The organism is Cobetia sp. UIB-001 (assembly GCF_044789135.1).
Lineage (GTDB): Bacteria > Pseudomonadota > Gammaproteobacteria > Pseudomonadales > Halomonadaceae > Cobetia > Cobetia amphilecti.
Window position 1 is genome coordinate 2,328,206 of record NZ_CP058244.1, and the last position, 21,375, is coordinate 2,349,580.

The window sequence follows — 21,375 nt, forward strand, 5'->3', positions numbered from 1 at the left end:
CCGCCCCGTGGTATGGGGGCAGGCGGACACCTTGTATTGGATAAGCTCACTTTCGCGCCATGGAGAGCTCGTTGCGGTTTATTCTATTAACGATAATCAAGAAATTTCTGAATCATCGCTCAACAACGCCATCAAATCGGCCAGCACATCTGCATGGTCGTGACTGAACCCGTCACGTCCGGCCACCTTGAGCATCTCGGAGAGTGGCACGGCACCCGGTACGCTGGCCTGATCCTCACCGTTTTCGAGATCAGGTGTGCCAGTGACTTCAGTGCTCGGCTCGGCTTCGTCTTCCTGCTGCCCTTCTGCCGGCGGCTTCTCTTCACCGTCGTTGGCGAGGTTGCGGTAATACTCGAGGCTCTCTTCCTCTTCCTGCTCAGGCGTCAGGTAGATGACGAAGGTGGTACTGGCCTCATTGCCGGACTCGTCGCGACCGATGACCTTGACGTCGACTCGCTCAACGCCGAGAGACAAGGCCAGCGCCCGATTGACACGGAAGTTGAGGGAATCACTGTCGAAAGCGACATAGTCGGGCAACGGCGACCCGTCGGTTCTCGTCGCTTCAACCTTGATCTCTTCATTGTTGGTGCTTTCAAATGCGCCCGCCGGCAGCGCAAATTCATACACGGCTTCATTGGCCACGACGTCACGCAGGATGATGGTCAACTGCACCGGCTGAATGCTCGGAATATCCAGCAAGGTGGAATCGCTGAGCGGTTGGAAGAGCTCTCCATCAGACTCCGGAAGGAAGGTTGCTTCGCCCTCATCAGATCCAGCATTCGCTCCGCCCGCCGGGGAACCATTACCAGAGGAGCCTTCGACTGGCGTCACCGGCACCACGGGTTCCGGAACAACGTTGTCGCTGAGACCAGCCACCCGGATCGTCAACTCACCGACTGCCGTGCCCCCTTCTCCATCACTGACCACGAAGCTGAAGTCATCCGTCACCTGCTGACCATCGTCGAGGGACTGGACGGCATCACCGTCGTTGTCCAGCACATAGTTCCAGGTGCCATCAGCAGCGATGATCAACTGACCGTAAGTGCCCTGGATCACTGTGTCGCTGTCAGCGACGGCCTGACCATTGACGCTCGCAATGAGCAGTGAATCGCCATCGCCATCGACAGTCACCGGCTCGCCATCAGCATCGACCAGCAGGCTGCCCTCAGCCGTCGTCACTCCATCCTCGGAGACGTCCGCGCTCTGATCCAATGCCTGCGGCGCCGGATTCCCTACCTCGAAGGTGAAGGTCGTGGTGACATCCAAGCCATTCTCGTCGGTGCCCGTCAGCGTGACGGTGTAGATGCCGTCGTTGTTGTCACCGCCGGTAGAGGCATCCGGTGACAGCGTGCCGCTGATCTCGCCGGTAGTCGGGTCAATCACCAGGCCGTCCGGCAGGTTGTCGACGCTGTAAGTCAGCTCCGCACCCTCATCGACATCGGTGAAGGCATCGGCAATGGTGAACGGTGTGATCACGTCGCCGTCATTGGCAGCCTGATCGGCCGGCTGCGCCCCATCGACCAGCACCGGCGCATCGTTGGTGCCGTTGATGGTGACCGTGAGCAGTGCCGTGTCGGTGCCGCCCTGGCCATCGGAGATCTCGTAGGTGAAGGTCTCGGTGATCACCTCGCCTTCGGCCAGCGCCTGCACCGCCGCGTTGCTGTTATCCAGCGCGTAGGTGTAGCTACCGTCTTCGGCGATGGTGACGCTGCCGTAAGTGCCGGTGACCGGCGTACCCGCGGCGGTGTCAGTGCCGGCATTGGCGCCAGCACCGATGCCACTGACGATCAGGGTATCCGTGTCGTTGCCACCATCGGTGTCGGTATCGGGCTGCGCATCACTGAGCACGTTGCCGGTCGTGGTGCTGGTGTCGCTGGTGGCGACGCCCTCGTCCAGCTCGGCAGTGTTGTCGAAGGCTTCCGGCGCCACGTTGGCGACAAAGAAGTTCAACGTGACGTCAGCCGATTGGCCTTGTTCGTCCGTGGCTGTCACGGTCACGGTGTAGCGACCGTCCGTCGTGGTGTTGCCTGACTGAGAGGCATCGTCGGCAAGTGTGCCGCTTATGACGCCCGTCACCGGATCAATGACCAGACCACCTGGCAGGTTCTCGGCCGTATAGCTCAGCTGAGCGCCGCTATCGACGTCCTGGAAGGCATCCTGGAGGCTGATCGGTGCAATCTCTTCCCCGTCACTTCCCGTCTCCACCTGCGGAGCCCGAAGAGTCGCGATTGGCGCATCATTGGTGCCGTTGATGGTAACGGTGAGCAGTGCGGTGTCCGTGCCGCCCTGGCCATCGGAGATCTCGTAGGTGAAGGTCTCGGTGATCACCTCGCCTTCGGCCAGCGCCTGTACCGCTGCGTTGCTGTTGTCCAGCGCGTAGGTGTAGCTGCCGTCTTCCGCGATGGTGACGCTGCCGTAGGTGCCGGTGACGGGCGTACCTGCGGCGGTGTCAGTCCCGGCGTTGGCGCCAGCGCCGATGCCACTGACGATCAGCGCATCCGTGTCGTTGCCTCCATCGGTGTCGGTATCGGGCTGCGCATCGCTGAGCACATTGCCGGTCGTGGTGCTGGTGTCGCTGGTGGCGACGCCCTCATCCAGCTCGGCAGTGTTGTCGAAGGCTTCCGGCGCGACGTTGGCCACGGTCCAGGTGAAGGTCGTGGTGACATCCAAGCCATTCTCGTCAGTACCAGTCAGCGTGACGGTGTAGATGCCGTCATTGTTGTCACCGCCGGTGGAGGCATCCGGGGACAGCGTGCCGCTGATCTCGCCGGTGGTCGGGTCAATCACCAGACCGTCCGGCAGATTGTCAGCCGAGAAGCTCAGCTCTGCGCCGTTGTCGACGTCGGTGAAGGCATCAGCGACGCTGAACGGCGTGATGGGGTCACCATCGTTACCGTTTTGTTCAACCGGCTGTGCCCCATCGACCAGCACCGGTGCATCGTTGGTGCCGTTGATGGTGACGGTGAGCAGTGCCGTGTCGGTGCCGCCCTGGCCATCGGAGATCGCGTAGGTGAAGGTCTCGATGATCACCTCGCCTTCGGCCAGCGCCTGCACCGCCGCGTTGCTGTTATCCAGCGCGTAGGTGTAGCTGCCGTCTTCGGCAATGGTGACGCTGCCGTAGGTGCCGGTGACCGGCGTACCCGCGGCGGTGTCAGTGCCGGCGTTGGCGCCAGCACCGATGCCACTGACGATCAGCACATCGCTGTCGTTGCCGCCATCGGTGTCGGTATCGGGCTGCGCATCGCTGAGCACGTTGCCAGTCGTGGTGCTGGTGTCGCTGGTGGCGACGCCCTCATCCAGCTCGGCAGTGTTGTCGAAGGCCTCGGGGGCGACGTTGGCCACCGTCCAGGTGAAGGTCGTGGTGACATCCAAGCCATTCTCGTCAGTACCAGTCAGCGTGACGGTGTAGATGCCGTCGTTGTTGTCACCGCCGGTAGAGGCATCCGGTGACAGCGTGCCGCTGATCTCGCCGGTAGTCGGGTCAATCACCAGGCCGTCCGGCAGATTGTCAGCTGAGAAGCTCAGCTCCGCGCCGTTGTCGACGTCGGTGAAGGCATCAGCGACGCTGAACGGCGTGATGGGGTCACCATCGTTACCGTTTTGGTCAACCGGTTGCTCACCATCCACCAGCACCGGCGCATCATTGGTGCCGTTGATGGTGATCGAGACGACCTGCTCGGCGGTCGCGCCTTGGCTGTCGGTGACGACCACGGTGTAGTCGAGCACCAGGCTCTCGCCCACTGCCAGATGATCAAACGCCTCGCCTTCGACGCTGTTGCTGTCGAAGGTCCAGTTCAGAGTGCCGTCGTTGTTGGCACCATCGATGATCGCGTCAGCATCGACGTAGAGCATGCCCAGCAGCTCGGCATTGCTCAGGCCATCGGTGTCGCCGGTGGCGGCTACGGCCGTGACGCTCGGGGTGACTTCATCGGTGGTATCCAGATCGCTCACGGAGAGCGTGCCGGCGGTGGTCAGCGGTGCGTCGGTTTCCGTGAGAGCTTCCGCCGCGCTGTCGTCGCCTTCGATGGCAATGACCGGCGTGTCATTGGTGCCGTTGATGGTGATCGAGACGACCTGCTCGGCGGTCACGCCCTGGCTGTCAGTGACGACCACGGTGTAGTCCAGCATCAGGCTTTCGCCCACTGCCAGATGATCGAAGGCTTCACCGGCGACACTGTCGCTGTCGAAGGTCCAGTTCAGGGTACCGTCGTTGCTGATACCGTCGATGATGGCGTCGGCATCGACGGAGAGCATACCCAGCAGCTCGGCATTGCTCATGCCGTCGGTGTCGCCGGTGGCAGCCACGGCCGTGACGCTCGGGGTCACTTCATCGGTGGTATCCAGATCGCTGACGGAGAGCGTACCGGCGGTAGTCAGCGGTGCATCGGTTTCCGTGAGAGCTTCCGCCGCGCTGTCGTCGCCTTCAATGGCAATGACAGGTACATCATTGGTGCCGTTGATGGTGATCGAGACGACCTGCTCGGCAGTGGCGCCCTGGCTGTCGGTGACGACCACGGTGTAGTCGAGCACCAGGCTCTCACCCACCGCCAGATGATCGAAGGCTTCACCGGCGACGCTTTCGCTGTCGAAGGTCCAGTTCAGAGTGCCGTCGTTGTTGGCGCCATCGATGATGGCGTCGGCATCGACGGAGAGCATGCCCAGCAGCTCGGCATTGCTCAGGCCATCGGTGTCACCAGTGGCGTTCACTGCGGTGACGCTCGGAGTGACTTCGTCGGTGGTGTCCAGATCGCTGATGGAGAGCGTGCCGGCGGTGGACAGCGGTGCATCGGTTTCTGTCAGTGACTCGGCGGCGCTGTCATCACCTTCGATGGCAATGACAGGCGTGTCATTGGTGCCGTTGATGGTGATCGAGACGACCTGTTCGGCAGTCGCGCCCTGGCTGTCGGTGACGATCACGGTGTAATCCAGCACCAGGCTCTCACCCACCGCCAGATGATCAAACGCCTCGCCTTCGACGCTGTTGCTGTCGAAGGTCCAGTTCAGAGTGCCGTCGTTGCTGACACCGTCGATGATGGCGTCGGCATCGACGGAGAGCATGCCCAGCAGCTCGGCATTGCTCAGGCCATCGGTGTCACCAGTGGCAGTGACGGCCGTGACGCTCGGCGTGACTTCGTCGGTGGTATCCAGATCGCTCACGGAGAGCGTGCCGGCGGTGGTCAGCGGAGCATCGGTTTCTGTCAGTGACTCGGCGGCGCTGTCGTCGCCTTCGATGGCAATGACAGGCGTATCATTGGTGCCGTTGATGGTGATCGAGACGACCTGTTCGGCAGTGGCGCCCTGGCTATCGGTGACCACCACGGTGTAGTCGAGCACCAGGCTTTCGCCTACTGCGAGGTGATCGAAGGCTTCACCGGCGACACTGTTGCTGTCGAAGGTCCAGTTCAGGGTGCCGTCATTGTTGGCACCATCGATGATCGCGTCAGCATCGACGGAGAGCATACCCAGCAGCTCGGCATTGCTCAGGCCATCGGTATCGCCAGTCGCGGTAACTGCGATGACGCTCGGCGTGACGACATCGGTGGTATCCAGATCGCTCACGGAGAGCGTGCCAGCGCTGGTCAGGGTACCGTCCGTCTCGGTCAGTGACTCGGCGGCGCTATCGTCACCGTCGATGGCAATGACAGGGACATCGTTGCTGCCGTTGATGGTGATCGAGACGACCTGCTCGGCGGTCACACCCTGGCTGTCGGTGACGACCACGGCGTAGTCCAACACCAGGCTCTCGCCGACGGCCAGATGATCGAAGGCTTCACCGGCGACACTGTTGCTGTCGAAGGTCCAGTTCAGGGTGCCGTCGTTGTTGGCACTATCGATGATGGCGTCGGCATCGACGGAGAGCATGCCCAGCAGCTCGGCATTGCTCAGGCCGTCGGTGTCGCCGGTGGCGGCCACGGCCGTGACGCTCGGAGTGACTTCGTCGGTGGTGTCCAGATCGCTGACGGAGAGCGTGCCAGCGGTGGTCAGCGGTGCGTCGGTTTCTGTCAGTGACTCGGCGGCGCTGTCGTCGCCTTCGATGGCAATGACCGGCGTGTCATTGGTGCCGTTGATGGTGATCGAGACGACCTGCTCGGCAGTGGCGCCCTGGCTGTCGGTGACGACCACGGTGTAGTCGAGCACCAGGCTTTCGCCCACCGCCAGATGATCAAACGCCTCGCCTTCGACGCTGTTGCTGTCGAAGGTCCAGTTCAGGGTGCCGTCATTGTTGGCGCCATCGATGATCGCGTCGGCATCGACGGAGAGCATGCCCAGCAGCTCGGCATTGCTCAGGCCGTCGGTGTCGCCGGTGGCATTCACTGCGGTGACGCTCGGGGTGACTTCGTCGGTGGTGTCCAGATCGCTGATGGAGAGCGTGCCGGCGGTGGACAGCGGTGCATCGGTTTCTGTCAGTGACTCGGCAGCGCTGTCGTCGCCTTCGATGGCAATGACCGGCGTGTCATTGGTGCCGTTGATGGTGATCGAGACGACCTGCTCGGCAGTGGCGCCCTGGCTGTCGGTGACGACCACGGTGTAGTCGAGCACCAGGCTCTCGCCCACTGCCAGATGATCAAACGCCTCGCCTTCGACGCTGTTGCTGTCGAAGGTCCAGTTCAGAGTGCCGTCGTTGTTGGCACCATCGATGATCGCGTCAGCATCGACGTAGAGCATGCCCAGCAGCTCGGCATTGCTCAGGCCGTCGGTGTCACCAGTGGCAGTCACGGCGGTGACGCTCGGGGTGACTTCGTCGGTGGTGTCCAGATCGCTGATGGAGAGCGTGCCGGCGGTGGACAGCGGTGCATCGGTTTCCGTGAGAGCTTCCGCCGCGCTGTCGTCGCCTTCGATGGCAATGACCGGCGTGTCATTGGTGCCGTTGATGGTGATCGAGACGACCTGCTCGGCGGTCACGCCCTGGCTGTCAGTGACGACCACGGTGTAGTCCAGCATCAGGCTTTCGCCCACTGCCAGATGATCGAAGGCTTCACCGGCGACACTGTCGCTGTCGAAGGTCCAGTTCAGCGTGCCGTCGTTGTTGGCACCATCGATGATCGCGTCAGCATCGACGTAGAGCATGCCCAGCAGCTCGGCATTGCTCAGGCCGTCGGTGTCACCAGTGGCAGTCACGGCGGTGACGCTCGGGGTGACTTCGTCGGTGGTGTCCAGATCGCTGATGGAGAGCGTGCCGGCGGTGGACAGCGGTGCATCGGTTTCCGTGAGAGCTTCCGCCGCGCTGTCGTCGCCTTCGATGGCAATGACCGGCGTGTCATTGGTGCCGTTGATGGTGATCGAGACGACCTGCTCGGCGGTCACGCCCTGGCTGTCAGTGACGACCACGGTGTAGTCCAGCATCAGGCTTTCGCCCACTGCCAGATGATCGAAGGCTTCACCGGCGACACTGTCGCTGTCGAAGGTCCAGTTCAGCGTGCCGTCGTTGTTGGCACCATCGATGATCGCATCAGCATCGACGGAGAGCATGCCCAGCAGCTCGGCATTGCTCAGGCCATCGGTGTCACCAGTGGCAGTGACGGCCGTGACGCTCGGCGTGACTTCGTCGGTGGTGTCCAGATCGCTCACGGAGAGCGTTCCGGCGGTGGTCAGCGGAGCATCGGTTTCTGTCAGTGACTCGGCGGCGCTGTCGTCGCCTTCGATGGCAATGACCGGCGCATCGTTGGTGCCGTTGATGGTGATCGAGACGACCTGTTCGGCAGTCGCGCCCTGGCTGTCGGTGACCACCACGGTGTAGTCGAGCACCAGGCTTTCGCCCACTGCGAGGTGATCGAAGGCTTCACCGGCGACACTGTCGCTGTCGAAGGTCCAGTTCAGGGTGCCGTCGTTGTTGGCACCGTCGATGATGGCGTCGGCATCGACGGAGAGCATGCCCAGCAGCTCGGCATTGCTCAGGCCATCGGTGTCGCCGGTGGCGGCTACGGCCGTGACGCTCGGCGTGACTTCGTCGGTGGTATCCAGATCGCTGACGGAGAGCGTGCCGGCGGTGGTCAGCGGAGCATCGGTTTCTGTCAGTGACTCGGCGGCGCTGTCGTCGCCTTCGATGGCAATGACAGGCGTATCATTGGTGCCGTTGATGGTGATCGAGACGACCTGTTCGGCAGTGGCGCCCTGGCTGTCGGTGACGACCACGGTGTAATCCAGCACCAGGCTCTCGCCCACTGCGAGGTGATCGAAGGCTTCACCGGCAACGCTTGAACTGTCGAAGGTCCAGTTCAGGGTGCCGTCGTTGTTGGCACCGTCGATGATCGCATCAGCATCGACGGAGAGCATGGCCAGCAGCTCGGCATTGCTCAGGCCGTCGGTGTCGCCGGTGGCGTTCACTGCTGTGACGCTCGGCGTGACTTCGTCGGTGGTGTCGATATCACTGACCGACAAGGTTCCGGCGGCACTCAGGGTTGCATCTGTTTCCGTCAGAATCGCAGCCGCGCTGTCATCGCCATCAATGTCGATGACAGGCGCATCATTGGTGCTGTTGATGGTGATGGTGAGCAGTGCCGTGTCGACACCACCCTGCCCATCGGAGATCTGATAGGTAAAGGTCTCGTTGAGGCTTTCCCCGACGGCCAGTGCCTGAACATCAGGATTGGTGTTGTCCAGGGTGTAGGTGTAGCTGCCATCTTCCGCGACCGTGATGCTGCCATAGGTGCCGGTCACGTCAGTATCGACCGCACTTGCCGTACCGGCGTTGGTGCCAGCACCGATACCACTGACGATCAGTGCATCGCTGTCATTGCCGCCATCGGTGTCGGCATCCGGTTGCGCATCATCGAGGACATTGCCTGTGGCAGTGCTGGTATCGCCGGTGGCGACACCTTCTTCGAGATCCGCCACGTTGTCGAAGGCCTCGGGCGCGACATTGGCCACGGTCCAGGTGAAGGATGTGGTGACAGTGGCGCCATTCTCGTCGGTCGCGGTCAGGATCACGGTGTAAGTGCCGTCATCGTTATCACCGCCGATGGATGCATCCGGCGACAAGGTGCCACTGATTTCACCGCTGGTCGGATCAATCTCGATCCCGTCCGGCAGGTTGTCAGCCGAGAAACTCAGCACGGCATCATTGTCGATGTCCGTGAAGGCATCCGCGACGCTGAACGGCGTGATGGGGTCGCCATCATTGTCGGTCTGATCAGCGGGCTGCTCGCCGGCAACCAGTACCGGTGCATCATTGGTGCCGGTGATGGTGATGGTCACCACCTGCTCCGCTGTCGCTCCCTCGCTGTCAGTCACCTGCACGGTGTAATCCAGCACCAGCGTCTCATCCAGTGCCAGATGATCAAACGCTTCCGGCAGGTTCGCGCTGTCGAATGTCCAGTTCAGGGTACCGTCGTTCTCGGTGTTGGCGATGATCGCGTCGGCATCCACACTCAGCATGCTCAGCAGCTCAGCATTGCTCAGGCCGTCGGTGTCGCCATCAGCAGCGACAGCCGTGACGCTCGGAGTGACGTCGTCGGTGGTGTCGAGATCACTGACGGACAGGGTGCCGTCGGCGGACAGCGGTGCGTTGGTCTCGGTCAGGTCGGCGCTGTCGCTGTCGTCGCCTTCAACGGCAATGACAGGTGCATCGTTGGTGCCGTTGATGGTGATCGAGACGACCTGCTCGGCGGTCGCGCCCTGGCTGTCGGTGACGACCACGGTGTAGTCGAGCACCAGGCTTTCGCCGACGGCGAGATGGTCAAACGCCTCACCGGCGACACTGTTGCTGTCGAAGGTCCAGTTCAGGGTGCCGTCGTTGTTGGCACTATCTATGATCGCGTCGGCATCGACGGAGAGCATGCCCAGCAGCTCGGCATTGCTCAGGCCGTCGGTGTCGCCTGTGGCGGTCACGGAATCAATACTGGGCGTGACGCTATCCGAGGTATCCAGATCGCTGACGGACAGCGTGCCAGCAGTGGCAAGCGTGTCGTCAGTCTCGGTCAGCGTTTCGGCCGCGCTGTCATCGCCTTCAATCGCGATGACCGGAGCATCATTGCTGCCATTGATGGTGATGGTGAGCAGTGCGGTATCCGTGCCGCCCTGACCATCGGAGATCTGGTAGGTGAAGGTTTCGCTGAGCACCTCGCCCTCTGCCAATGCCTGGACATCTTCATGGGCATTGTTCAGGACATAGGTATAGGTGCCGTCTTCATTGATGGTGACGGCACCATAATTGCCCTCGACGTCACTGCCGGCGGCGGTGAAGGCGCTCGGGACCGCCCCGAAGGCCAGGCCACTGACGACGATCGCATCCGAGTCGTTGCCGCCATCACTGTCTGCCTGGTCATTGACACCGGCACCCGCAGCGGCAAGGACATTGCCACTGACGTCACTGCTGTCACCGGCATCAAGTCCTTCCGTCACGAAGGCAGCATCGTTCTCGGCTTGCGGGTCGACGTTGGCCACGCTCCAGGTGAAGGTCGTCGTGACCTCGGCACCGTTTTCATCCGTGGCCGTCAGGGTGACGGTATAGACACCGTCGTCTCCGCCGATGGAGGCATCCGGTGACAGGGTGCCGCTGATCTCGCCGGAGTCGGCATCGATCACCAGGCCCGGGGGCAGATTGTCAGCCTCGAAGCTCAACACTGCCTCGTTATCGACGTCAGCGAAGGCATCCGCGACGCTGAACGGCGTGATCGCATCGCCGTCATTGTCAGACTGATCTTGCGGCTGAGTGCCTGCGACCAACACCGGCGCATCATTGGTGCCGGTAATGGTCAGCGTGATGTCCTGTGTGTCGGTGCCGCCGTTGCCATCCGCGACATCGACCTGATACGTCAGGGTCAGCACTTCCCCCTGCTCGAGATGATCAAAGGCTTCGGGAAGCGCGCTGCTGTCGAAGCCCCAATTCAGGGTGCCGTCGTTGGCAGTGCCGTCGATGATGGCGCCACCATCCACGCTGAACATCGCAAGCAGAGCGGCATCCGACAGGCCATTGACGTCCCCGTCGGCGACCACCGCCTCGACCGTGGGCGTCACGCTGTCGGAGGTATCGACATCGGTGACCGTCAGGGTGCCATCCGCGTTCAAGCCGCTATCCGACTCTGAAAGCGCGGCGCTGATGCTGTCACCGGCCGCAATCGTGATGGCCGGCGTATCGTTGGTTCCGTTGATGGTGATGGTCAGCTCGGCGGTATCCGAGCCGCCCTGGCCATCGGAAATCGCGTAGGTGAAGGTCTCGGTGACACTTTCCCCCACTGCCAGTGCCTGAACGTCCGGATTGGTGTTATCGAGGGTGTAGTCGTAATCGCCGGCACTATCGAGTGAGATACTGCCGTAGGTGCCCTCGGCAGTTGTCGCCGCGTCCACCACGCTCTGACCCGCCCCGACACCGCTGACACTCAGGGTATCGGTATCATTTCCTCCGTCCGCGTCAACACTGGCATCCAGCGCTGCGTCAGTCAGGACATTGCCGCCTGTCGCACTGGTGCTGGTAGTGTCGAGCCCTTCCGACACACTCGCGATGTTGTCCTGCGCCACCGGTGCCACGTTGTCCACATTCCACACGAAGGTGGTGGTGACGGTCGCGTTCTGATCATCGGTCGCCGTGACCGTCACGGAATGTGCGCCGTCGGTGCCGCCCTGGGAGGCATCGCTGGTCAGCGTTCCGCTGATCACACCTGTTTCCGGATCGATGGTCAGGCCGTCCGGCAGGTTCGCTGCGCTATAGGTCAGCACGGCATCGCCATCGACATCCGCGAAGGCGGTGGAGACATCCACCGGCGTCACTTCATCGCCATCCGCATCGTTCTGCTCGACGGGTTGAGCGTTGTCCACCAATACCGGGGCATCATTGGTGCCGTTGATGGTGAGTGTCAGCAGAGCAGTCGCAACGCCACCCTGGCCATCGGAGATCTCGTAGGTGAAGGTCTCGACCAGACTGTCGCCGATATCCAGCGCCTGAACCGCTGCGTTGCTGTTGTCCAGCGTATAGGTGTAGCTGCCGTCCGCTTCGATCACGACGGCGCCATAGGTGCCGGACACCTCGGTATCAGCTGCAGACCCCGTGGCGACGTTCTCGCCGAACCCGACACCGCTGACGACAATGTCATCGTTGTCGTTGCCGCCATCACTGTCCGTGCCGGCGTCGTTGATCACGTTCCCCTGAGCCTGGCTGACGCTGGTGTCTGCCACGCCTTCATCGAGAGAATCGCTGTTGTCCTCTGCCACCGGCACCACGTTGGCCACGGTCCAGGTGAAGGATGTGGTGATCACCCCACCGTTGCCATCGTCCGCAGTGAGCACGACGGTATGTACCCCATCACCCTCAGTACCGCCCTGAGAGGCATCGCTGCTCAAGGTGCCGCTGATGACACCCGTCTGCGGGTCCAGGTTCAGGCCGTCCGGCAACTGTGCGGCGGTGTAGGTGAGCTCGGCACCGTTATCGACATCCTCGAACAGGTCGGCCACCGAGAACTCGGTAATCGCCTCGCCATCTTCATGGGCCTGGTCACCCTGGGTCGCGACGACGGTCGGGGCGTCATTGATGCCAGTCACGGTGATGGTCAAGGTGCTGCTGGATTCGGCACCGTTATCATCCTGCACCGTGTAGGCGATGGTGGTGGTGGCGCTCTCGCCGGCAGCCAGGGTGTCGAAATCGGTCCCCGGCGCGAAGGTGTAGCTGCCATCCTCGGCGATGGTGATGCTGCCGCCCCCGGTCATGTCGACCGCGGCATCCACGCCGGCGGCGGTGCCCGCGACCTGACTGACGACGCTTGTGGAGCCTATGTCGATATCGGTGTCATTGCTGAGCACACCCTCGACGGCGTCCACCACCAGGTTGGCATTTTCGGCCGTGGTGCCGGTATCCGCTTCGGCCACCGGCGCATCGTTCACGCCGGTGAGGGTGATAGTGACCGTCGTGGTGGTCTCGCCATCGGCGTTGGTGACCGTGAAGGTATCGGTCAGCTCAACGCCCTGGTTGAGCTGCTGCACGGCATCTTGCGCATTGTCTGCGCTATAGGCCCAATTGCCATCGGCATCGACCGTCAGCTCGCCATACTCCCCGGTGAGGGTAGCGGCGGTGAACTTGTCTTCGCCTGCATCACCGCCGCTACCTGCCGCCAGAGTGCCGGCAGCCACGAGGTCTCCCTCACCATTGACCGCTGTGTCTTCCGTGACGTCGCCAGTGGCCGGCGTCAGAGTCGGCACATCGTCAACGCCATTGATGGTCACGCTGACCGTGGCGGTGGAGACACCGCCCAGGCCATCGCTGACCTGATATGTCAGGGTGGTGACAGCGCTTTCGCCGCCCTTCAGCGCTTCGAAATCGCCGCTGGGATCGAAACTCCAGCTGCCGTCAGCATTCAGGGTGAAATCACCACCCCCACTACCGGTAACCGGCTGACCGACATTCGCACCACTGCCATTGACCTGACTGACGACAAGTGCGGAGTCAGCGTCCACATCAATGTCATTGACCAGCACATTGGTCGTGTCGGCCGTGGCCAGCGCAGTGTCTTCATCAGTGGTTGAGGCATCATCGGTCGCGACCGGAGCATCGTTGGTGCCATTGATGGTGATCGTCAGCAGCGCTGTATCGGTGCCACCCTGGCCATCGGAAATCTCGTAGGTGAAGGTGTCGGTGAGACTGTCGCCGACATCCAGCGCCTGGATGACGGAATCGGTGTTATCGAGCGTATAGGTGTAGCTACCATCCTCGGCGATGGTCACGCTGCCGTAGTCACCTTCGACCGGCGTACCGGCCGCAACATCCGTGTCCTGATTGGCGCCCGCCCCGACTCCGCTGACGACGATGGCATCGTTGTCATTGCCACCATCACTGTCGGTACCGGCGTCAGAAATGACATTGCCGGCGGTCGTGCTGACGGAATCAGTGGCAAGTCCTTCAGAGATATCGTCGCTATTGTCCTGCGCAACGGGGTCCACATTGGTCACGGTCCACGTGAAAGTCGTGGTGACAGGCGCATTGTTTTCATCCATCGCCGTCAGCGTGACGGTGTGAACGCCCCCGCTACCGCCCTGGGAGGCATCACTGGTCAGCGTGCCACTGATCACACCGGTATCCGGGTCGATGCTCAGCCCGTCCGGCAGGTCCGTTGCCGAGTAGGTCAGCACCGCGCCGTCATCGGCATCCGCGAACAGATCCACCACATCAAAGGGCGCGATGGCCTGACCATCGACGCTGTCTTGAGCAGCCTGGGTCTCCACCACGGTCGGCGCATCATTGGTGCCGGTCACGGTAATCGTCAGCGTATTGCTCGACTCGGCGCCATTGTCATCAATGACCGTATAGGCAACGGTGGTCGTGGCAGACGCGCCCTCGGCGAGATAATCGAAGTCAGTCCCCGGCGCGAAGACATAGCTGCCATCCTCGGCAATGGTGACAGTACCGCCCCCTGCCATGGCGACCGCTGCCCCAACGCCCGTCCCCGCGCCAGCCACCTGGCTAACCGCCTTGGTGGAGCCGATATCGATATCCGTGTCATTGGCCAGTACGCCATTCGCAGCCGCGACGCTCAGATCGAGGTTTTCCGCAGTCTCGCCAGTATCGGCGACAGCGACCGGCGCGTCATTGACACCGGTGAGGGTGATGCTGACGGTGGTCTGGGTGACACCATCAGCATTGGTGACCGTCAGGGCATCCGTCAGCGTGGCGCCCTGATTGAGCTGCTGAATGACATCCTGAGTATTGTCGGCACTGTAGGACCAGTTGCCATCGGCATCGACCACCAGCGCCCCATAGGAGCCCGTGACTGTCTCAGCCGTGAACTTGTCTTCCCCGGTGTCGCCGCCAGTGCCCGCGTCAAGCGTACCGCTGGTGGTCAGATTGTCGGAGGTGACATTGGTATCTTCGATGACATTACCGGTATCCGGGGTCAGCGTCGGGGTGTCATTGATACCATTGACGGTCACGCTGACGGTGGCGGTCGAGACGCCGCCCTCGCCATCACTGACCTGGTAGGTAATGGTGGTAACCGCGCTCTCACCATTGGTGAGGCCGTCGAAATCAGCGCCCGGATCAAAGCTCCAGGTGCCATCGGAATTGACCGTGAAGGAGCCGCCCTCGCTGCCCGAGACAGCTGAGCCTACCCCGCCAGCATTGCCATTCACCTGGGTGATGGTGAAGTCATCAGTGGGGGTATCCAGATCCGTGTCGTTGTCGAACAGATTGGGGGTGTCAGCGGTGGTCAGCGCCACGCCTTCGTCGGTGGCATCGGCATCATCATTCGCGACAGGGCCGTCATTGGTATCCACGACTTGCAGATAGCCGGTCAGGACATTGCTATCCAGCCCGACACCATCGATTTCGGCCAGACCGTCATTGTTGCCGTCATTGACGACTACGGTGTAGGCACGCGTATCGGTGTCCGGGTCATCGCTGGTGTTCTGATAGGTCAGCGAGTCAATCAGCGCCGAGACCTGAGCCGCCGTCGCGCCGGAGCTCAGCGTCACCGTCAGGGTGCCGTCAGCAAGAGAAGCACCGGCGAAGCCCGCCAGAGAGTCATCAACGGCAAACACATCGGCAGCCGTCGCGGCATCGATGGAAACCGTGATGGTGCCACCACCGAAGTTGTCACCGACCAGTGCAGTGTCGACATCTGAGAGCGAGGCCCCGGCTACCAGCGAAACTTCGTTGGTTCCGGTGCCTTCACCGCCAGCCTCGACAGCTGAAATCGGGAAGGCTTGCGCAGCCGTGCTGCCGGTGAGCACCGGCGCATCATTGATCGCATTGACCGTCGTGTTGAGGGTGTCGGCATCGGCCACGCTTGACCAGATACCGGTCTCGTCAAAGGTGGAGACATCCACGGTGGTTTCAGACGTCACGGCTCCACTACTGTCATCCGCCACGACGTAGGTCAGGCCAGCCGGATCACCGTGGTAGTTCTCCGCCGGCAGGAAGCGCACTGAGTCAGTCGTCGACAGCACCAATGCATTGCTGTCACTGACATCAGCAGGGACATCGATCCAGGAATCGCCGCCGTCAGTGGAGTACTGCCAGGTCCCCTCGCTGTCATCGGAGGGGTTGGAGGTGATGGCGATACCTGCCAACACATTGGCAGAACTGCCATTCAGGCCATTCTCATCGATCTGATCAACAGTATCGTCGAAGTTATCGCCCACCAGCCCCGCGACGGTGGCGCCAGCCGGATCGGTATCGTCTTCATTGATGGCCGCGAGAGTGACACTGTCATCAGGTGTCGTCGGGGCATCATTGACGGCAGTGATGCTGGTGTTGATGGCAATGGTGCTGCTTGACCAGACGCCAGTCTGATCGCCGAGGCTGCCATTGGCATCATCGCTCAGGTCGATCGAGTCAGTCGCGGAATCACTGGTGTCGATAGCAGCATCGCTGTTATCGCCAAGGCGCACGGTCAATGCGCCCGGGACACCATTGAAGTCACCGGCAGGTACGAAGCGGATATCAGTATCAGCGGCGACGACCAGTGCCTCGCTGTCGGAGACGTCAGTCGGAATATTGATCCATCCAGATGCCACCAATACCTGCCAGGTGCCCTGGGCAGGGTCAGAGCTGTTGCCAGTGATGGCAACGTAGCTCAGGTCAGTCTCGGTGGTGGCATCGGTATTGCCATTCTCATCGGTCTGATCATCGGTGGTGTCATCGTACTGATCGACCAGCAGCGTATAGAGATCCGTGCCGGCGATATCATCTGCCGCGGTGTCTTCTGCAACGGAGGCCACTGTTTCCGCTGTACCGGCGGCAAGCGGACGGTCATTGACCGGGGTTACGGTGAGAGTGATATCACGGCTCGCCTCCTCTGCACCGCCCTGGCCGGTATTGCCGGCATCATTGAAAACGATGTTGAGGGTAACTTCACCGTAATAATCATCAGCAGGTGTATAGACCTCTGTATCCAGGGCAGTCTGCAGCTCAGCAACAGTACCAGTGAACGTTATGGTTTCAGAGTCATTGCTGAAGGTGCCGTGATCCACCGTCAGCGTCAGCGTCAGGTTGTCAGCACCGAAATCATCAGCATCATCAAGGGTCACCCCGAGCGCTGACAGCGTGAGACTGCCATCTTCGACCAGCGTGGTAGTGCCGGTCGCTGCAGAAATGGTAGGTGCATCGTTGGTGCCGGAAACATTGACCGTTATGGCGGTGGAGACAAGGAAGGCATTGGCTAGAGCCAAGTTACCATTAGCATCATCACTGAACTCGACATCAAGTATCACTGAGGTATCTGCGTTCACTTCAGCGGCAGTCAATACGAGGTCATCAAGCGCGGCATTGATTTCGCTGAGCGTCCCCGTCAGGGTCACCTCGCTGGTACCGTTGCCAGTGGCACCGGTCGCATTCATATTCAAGGTGCCGCCTGTTTCACCCGTGGCGCCGCCTCGCACAGACACTGTAACGGTCTGGCTATCTTCGAAGACTTCTTGACCGACATCATTGATGTCTGCGACGGACAGGCCAGTGATGGTCAAGGGCTGACCATCATCCATCGTTTGCACCGGTGTGGTGGAAGTCAGTACCGGCTCATCATTTACCGCCGTAACGGTAATATCAGAAGTTGTTGAGCCGGTTTCAGCAGTCCCTGAGCCATGCAGTTCGGAATCTGTCGCAGTGACTGTCAGCGCTACTGTGCCGTTGTCATTGGCCGTCGGTCGGTATTGCACCTTGGCGAGTGCCGCATTGACGTCATCCAGTGTGCCAGTGACAGTAATGGTGCCTGAATTATTGCCACTGACCGTAGCATCACCAGCATTGGCGGCCGTGATCCGGACCCTTCCCTCGGCCACTGTCACTTCTACAGTTATCTCTTCATCGAAACTGTCGGGATCCGCGACAGAAATACCTGCAAGTGTGTTCCAGTTGGAGTCCTCGACGACAGTCAGCTCGCCAAGGGCCGGTAGCGTCACGACTGGGACATCGTTCTCGGTTGAAGCGAGCAGTTCAATGCTCTCGGTAACAGTGTTGTTCTCGTCACTGATTGCATCGCCGCCTTCATTTCCTTCACCGCCATTTGCGGTAGTTGAAGACAAGCGATCATCGACCGTGGCGACGAGATTGAGTCGTGTATTCAAGTCATTATTCACGACAGCAGTCAGCGTGGTGAGAGCCTCTTGAACCGCTGAAATCTCACCAGTCAGCACAAGCCGAGTATCAAGACCAGACACACCTTGCGTCAGGTCAACACCCACGATACTCGTGATATCGACTGCAAGTGCGCCATCACCACCGACTCCACCGGCCAACTGGTTACCATCAGCGTCATTGAGAACCAGGGTGATGCTGATCTGATCCACTTCATCAGGCGCATCGATATTGCCATCGTCAATATCGACATCGGCAATCGTGAAGGCATTCCCCAGAGCCAAGGGAACACTGGTGACCAGGTTCGGATCAGGCTGCAGAGCTGTCAGCGCAGGAGCATCATTCAGCGGGGTAATATCAATGCTGAACGTCGCAACGTCGGTCGTCAGCGGACCATCACTGACAGTAAAGGTGAAAGCATCAGAGTGGATTTCCCCGCCATCATGCTCATAGGACAGTGCCCCACTGTCGATGTCGGCCTGGGTGAAGGAGCTACCGACGCGCAGAACCTTGCCATTCACCGTCAAAGTGCCGTTCTCCGGCAGGCTCGTGATCACGAAGGTCGACTGACGCGTGGTGTTGTCGCTGTCCACGGCCTGTAGCAGGCTATTGTCGATGACTGCCGATTCCCCTTCACCAAGGGTCAGCACATTGTTGGCGGAAGTGGTCGACTGATCCAGCGCATCAATGACCGTCTGATCCGCAGCATCGAAGGACAGCGGAATCAGAGGGGCATCATTGAAGGGCGTTACTTCGATAGTGACGTTGCCGACATTGGAGACGACACTGGTATCGTTCCCATTGTCTACCGGAGTAGAGGAATCCGTCGCGAAGGGATCTGACGGCGCTGTCAGATCATCGCGCACGATGAAAGTGAAGCTATCGTTCAGGGAGTCGACACTTTCACCACCGTCGTGAACGTAGCGCAATCCCCCCGTCTGACCATCCGCCTGCGCGGTCAGAATCGCCTGGGAGTACCAGACATCGGTGGAGGCTGCCTCCCAGCTGTCGCCATCCCAGACTTCGAGTGATCCACCGCTCAGCTCGGTGCTGGTGATCTGGAACCAGAGATCATCACTTTCCCCCTCGCCGTCCAGATTCTCCAGACTCCCATCCACATCCGACATCACCAGATTGGTGATACGAACGATGCCGTCCGTCGTATCGGTCTTCTCGAGCAAACTGACGTTAGAATCACCCGCGACGGGCGCGTCATTGACTGGCGTCGCATCAATGGTGAAGACAGCGGTAATGGGGTCGAGCGTGTCCGGATCCTTGTCGATGTCCGTCGGCAGGATGGTGAACGTGAAGCTGGACTCATGATCTTCGCTGCCATCGTGCAGGAAGGTGACCAGCCCGTTATCGATGTCTTCCTGGGTGAAGCTGCCGAAGTCGGAAATCGGCTGACCATCCAGGAATAGCGTTCCGTTGGTCGGTATGTTCGTCACGGTGTAGACGATCTGGGTCGCAGGCAGCACGTAGCCGTCCAGCTCGGCGCCATACTTGAGCATATCGTCTGTGATGACCACCGCGGTGGAAGCAGGATCGGACGTGCTTTCGCTCACGATGACGCCGGTATTGTTCACTTGCTCGGCGTAGATGGTTTCCTGTTGCTGCTCCCCGGGGCCACCGGCCACATTGTCAATCAGGAAATTCAGCGTACCGACGGTCGGTGAATCCGCGCCGCCCCAGGTCCCTGCGTCTCCTGCCTCTTCAAATGCCTTGAATTCGGAATCCACCAACGTGAAGGTGAAGTCGTCCGCCGTGCCTCCAGTGCCATCCACGAGGGTCTGTTGATAGCGGACCTCGCCCGCCGTGACCTGCGCCTGCGAGAAGGTGCCACCCACCGGCAGCTTGACCCATTCAGTCCCATTGAGAATCTGGATCTCACCAAAGCTCGGCAAGGTGTCGATCTTGTAGCTCAGCTGATCATCGGTGCTGTCCGGGTCTATCGCGTTCAGGGCAGATGCATCAATCAGGACCGCCCCATCAGTAGCGTCCAGCACCTCTGTGGTGGGCGTCAGCGTCGGGTCATCGTCATTCTCGAGGATGCTGATCTCGACGGTACGCTCACTGGAAAGCTCATTCCCCGCCCCTTCACCGCCACCGGCGTCGGTCACCTTGATGGTGAAACTGGGCAAGTCATCGACAATCGGCTCGTCCCCATCATGGGCGAAGGACAGATACTGGAGCTTGTCTGCCGTGAAACTGGCAGCCGCATCCGACGTGTCGGAGATGATCTCATCAGTGTCTGCGATACCGTCCTGGTTGAGATCCAGATAGAGGGTGCCACGCTCCGAGAGATTGCCCAGATCCGTGATTTCCACCGTTGCATTGGCCGCCGCATCGGCATGCCCGGACTCTTCATCGGTGTAGCTCAGGCCCAGCGAGGTATTTTCGCCCTCGAACTGCTGCGGGTCGCCCGTGATGGTCGGCGCGGCATTGTCAGGGATCAGCTCGATATTGAGGGTATTGGAGGCCTCACCACCCGCGCCATCCACCACCGTGATGGCGAAGCTGTCACTGTCTCCGACGGCCACGTCGCTGCCGCCATGGGTATAGACCAGCTTGCTGAGCTGGTCTGCATCGAAACTCGAGCCAATTGCCACCGGAGATCCATTGAAGGTCAACGAGCCTCCCGTCGGCAGGCTGTCGATCTCGATGATCAGCTGGTCGGTATCCTGCTCGCCACTGGCAATATCCGGATCACTCAGACCCAGCGCCTCAATGGAGAAGGTGAAACTGCCCGCCTCGGTCACCGTCGCACCGCTGTCCCCGAACACCGGGTCATCGTTGACAGGCGTCAGAGTGGCGACGAAATCGAGGCTGCCTCGGTCGGTATCCACCACCCCGTCTGTGGTTTCGGTGAGGCTCAGGCTCAAGGTGATATCGGCGGTGTAATCGTCCCCCGGGGTGACCACGAGGCCGGCGAGCTCATCGGTGATCTCCTGGGCTGTGCCCGTCAGGGTCGCGCTGCTGCCGCCGCTACTGAACTCCGCTCCGGCATCGGCGGCTGCCTGATCCAGATTCAGTGTCAGCGAGTACTCATCCGTGGCGTTGCCCTCATCATCCACGTTGCCACTGTCCGTGACACTCAGGCTCGAAAGCGAGAATTGCGTATCTTCGGTACCCGACAGCGAAGCACCAGTATTGGTGGCCGACACCGTGTCGCCGTTGCTATCGGCGCCCTCGGCAATGGTCACGGCAGCAGCGGCATCCAACAGCAGACGGGGCTCAAGGGCCTGAAGATCGAGTTCGCGCATGGGCGGGCACCAGTGTAATTGTGTTTAGACAGACAGTAACAAAAATATACATTGAGAAGCACATTCCCGCAAACTTCTTACACAGATCCGACTGAGTGCTTTCAACCATAAGAATTA

General features: G+C 60.8%; 1 protein-coding gene. It reads right to left on the bottom strand.

What is annotated here, in order from left to right; translation table 11 throughout:
• Positions 1-96 precede the first annotated feature (96 nt).
• Positions 97-21,258 (bottom strand): VCBS domain-containing protein, encoded by a 21,162-nt coding sequence (locus tag HA399_RS09755; protein ID WP_404324807.1) that lies wholly within the window; start codon positions 21,256-21,258, stop codon positions 97-99.
• Positions 21,259-21,375: the final 117 nt, after the last annotated feature.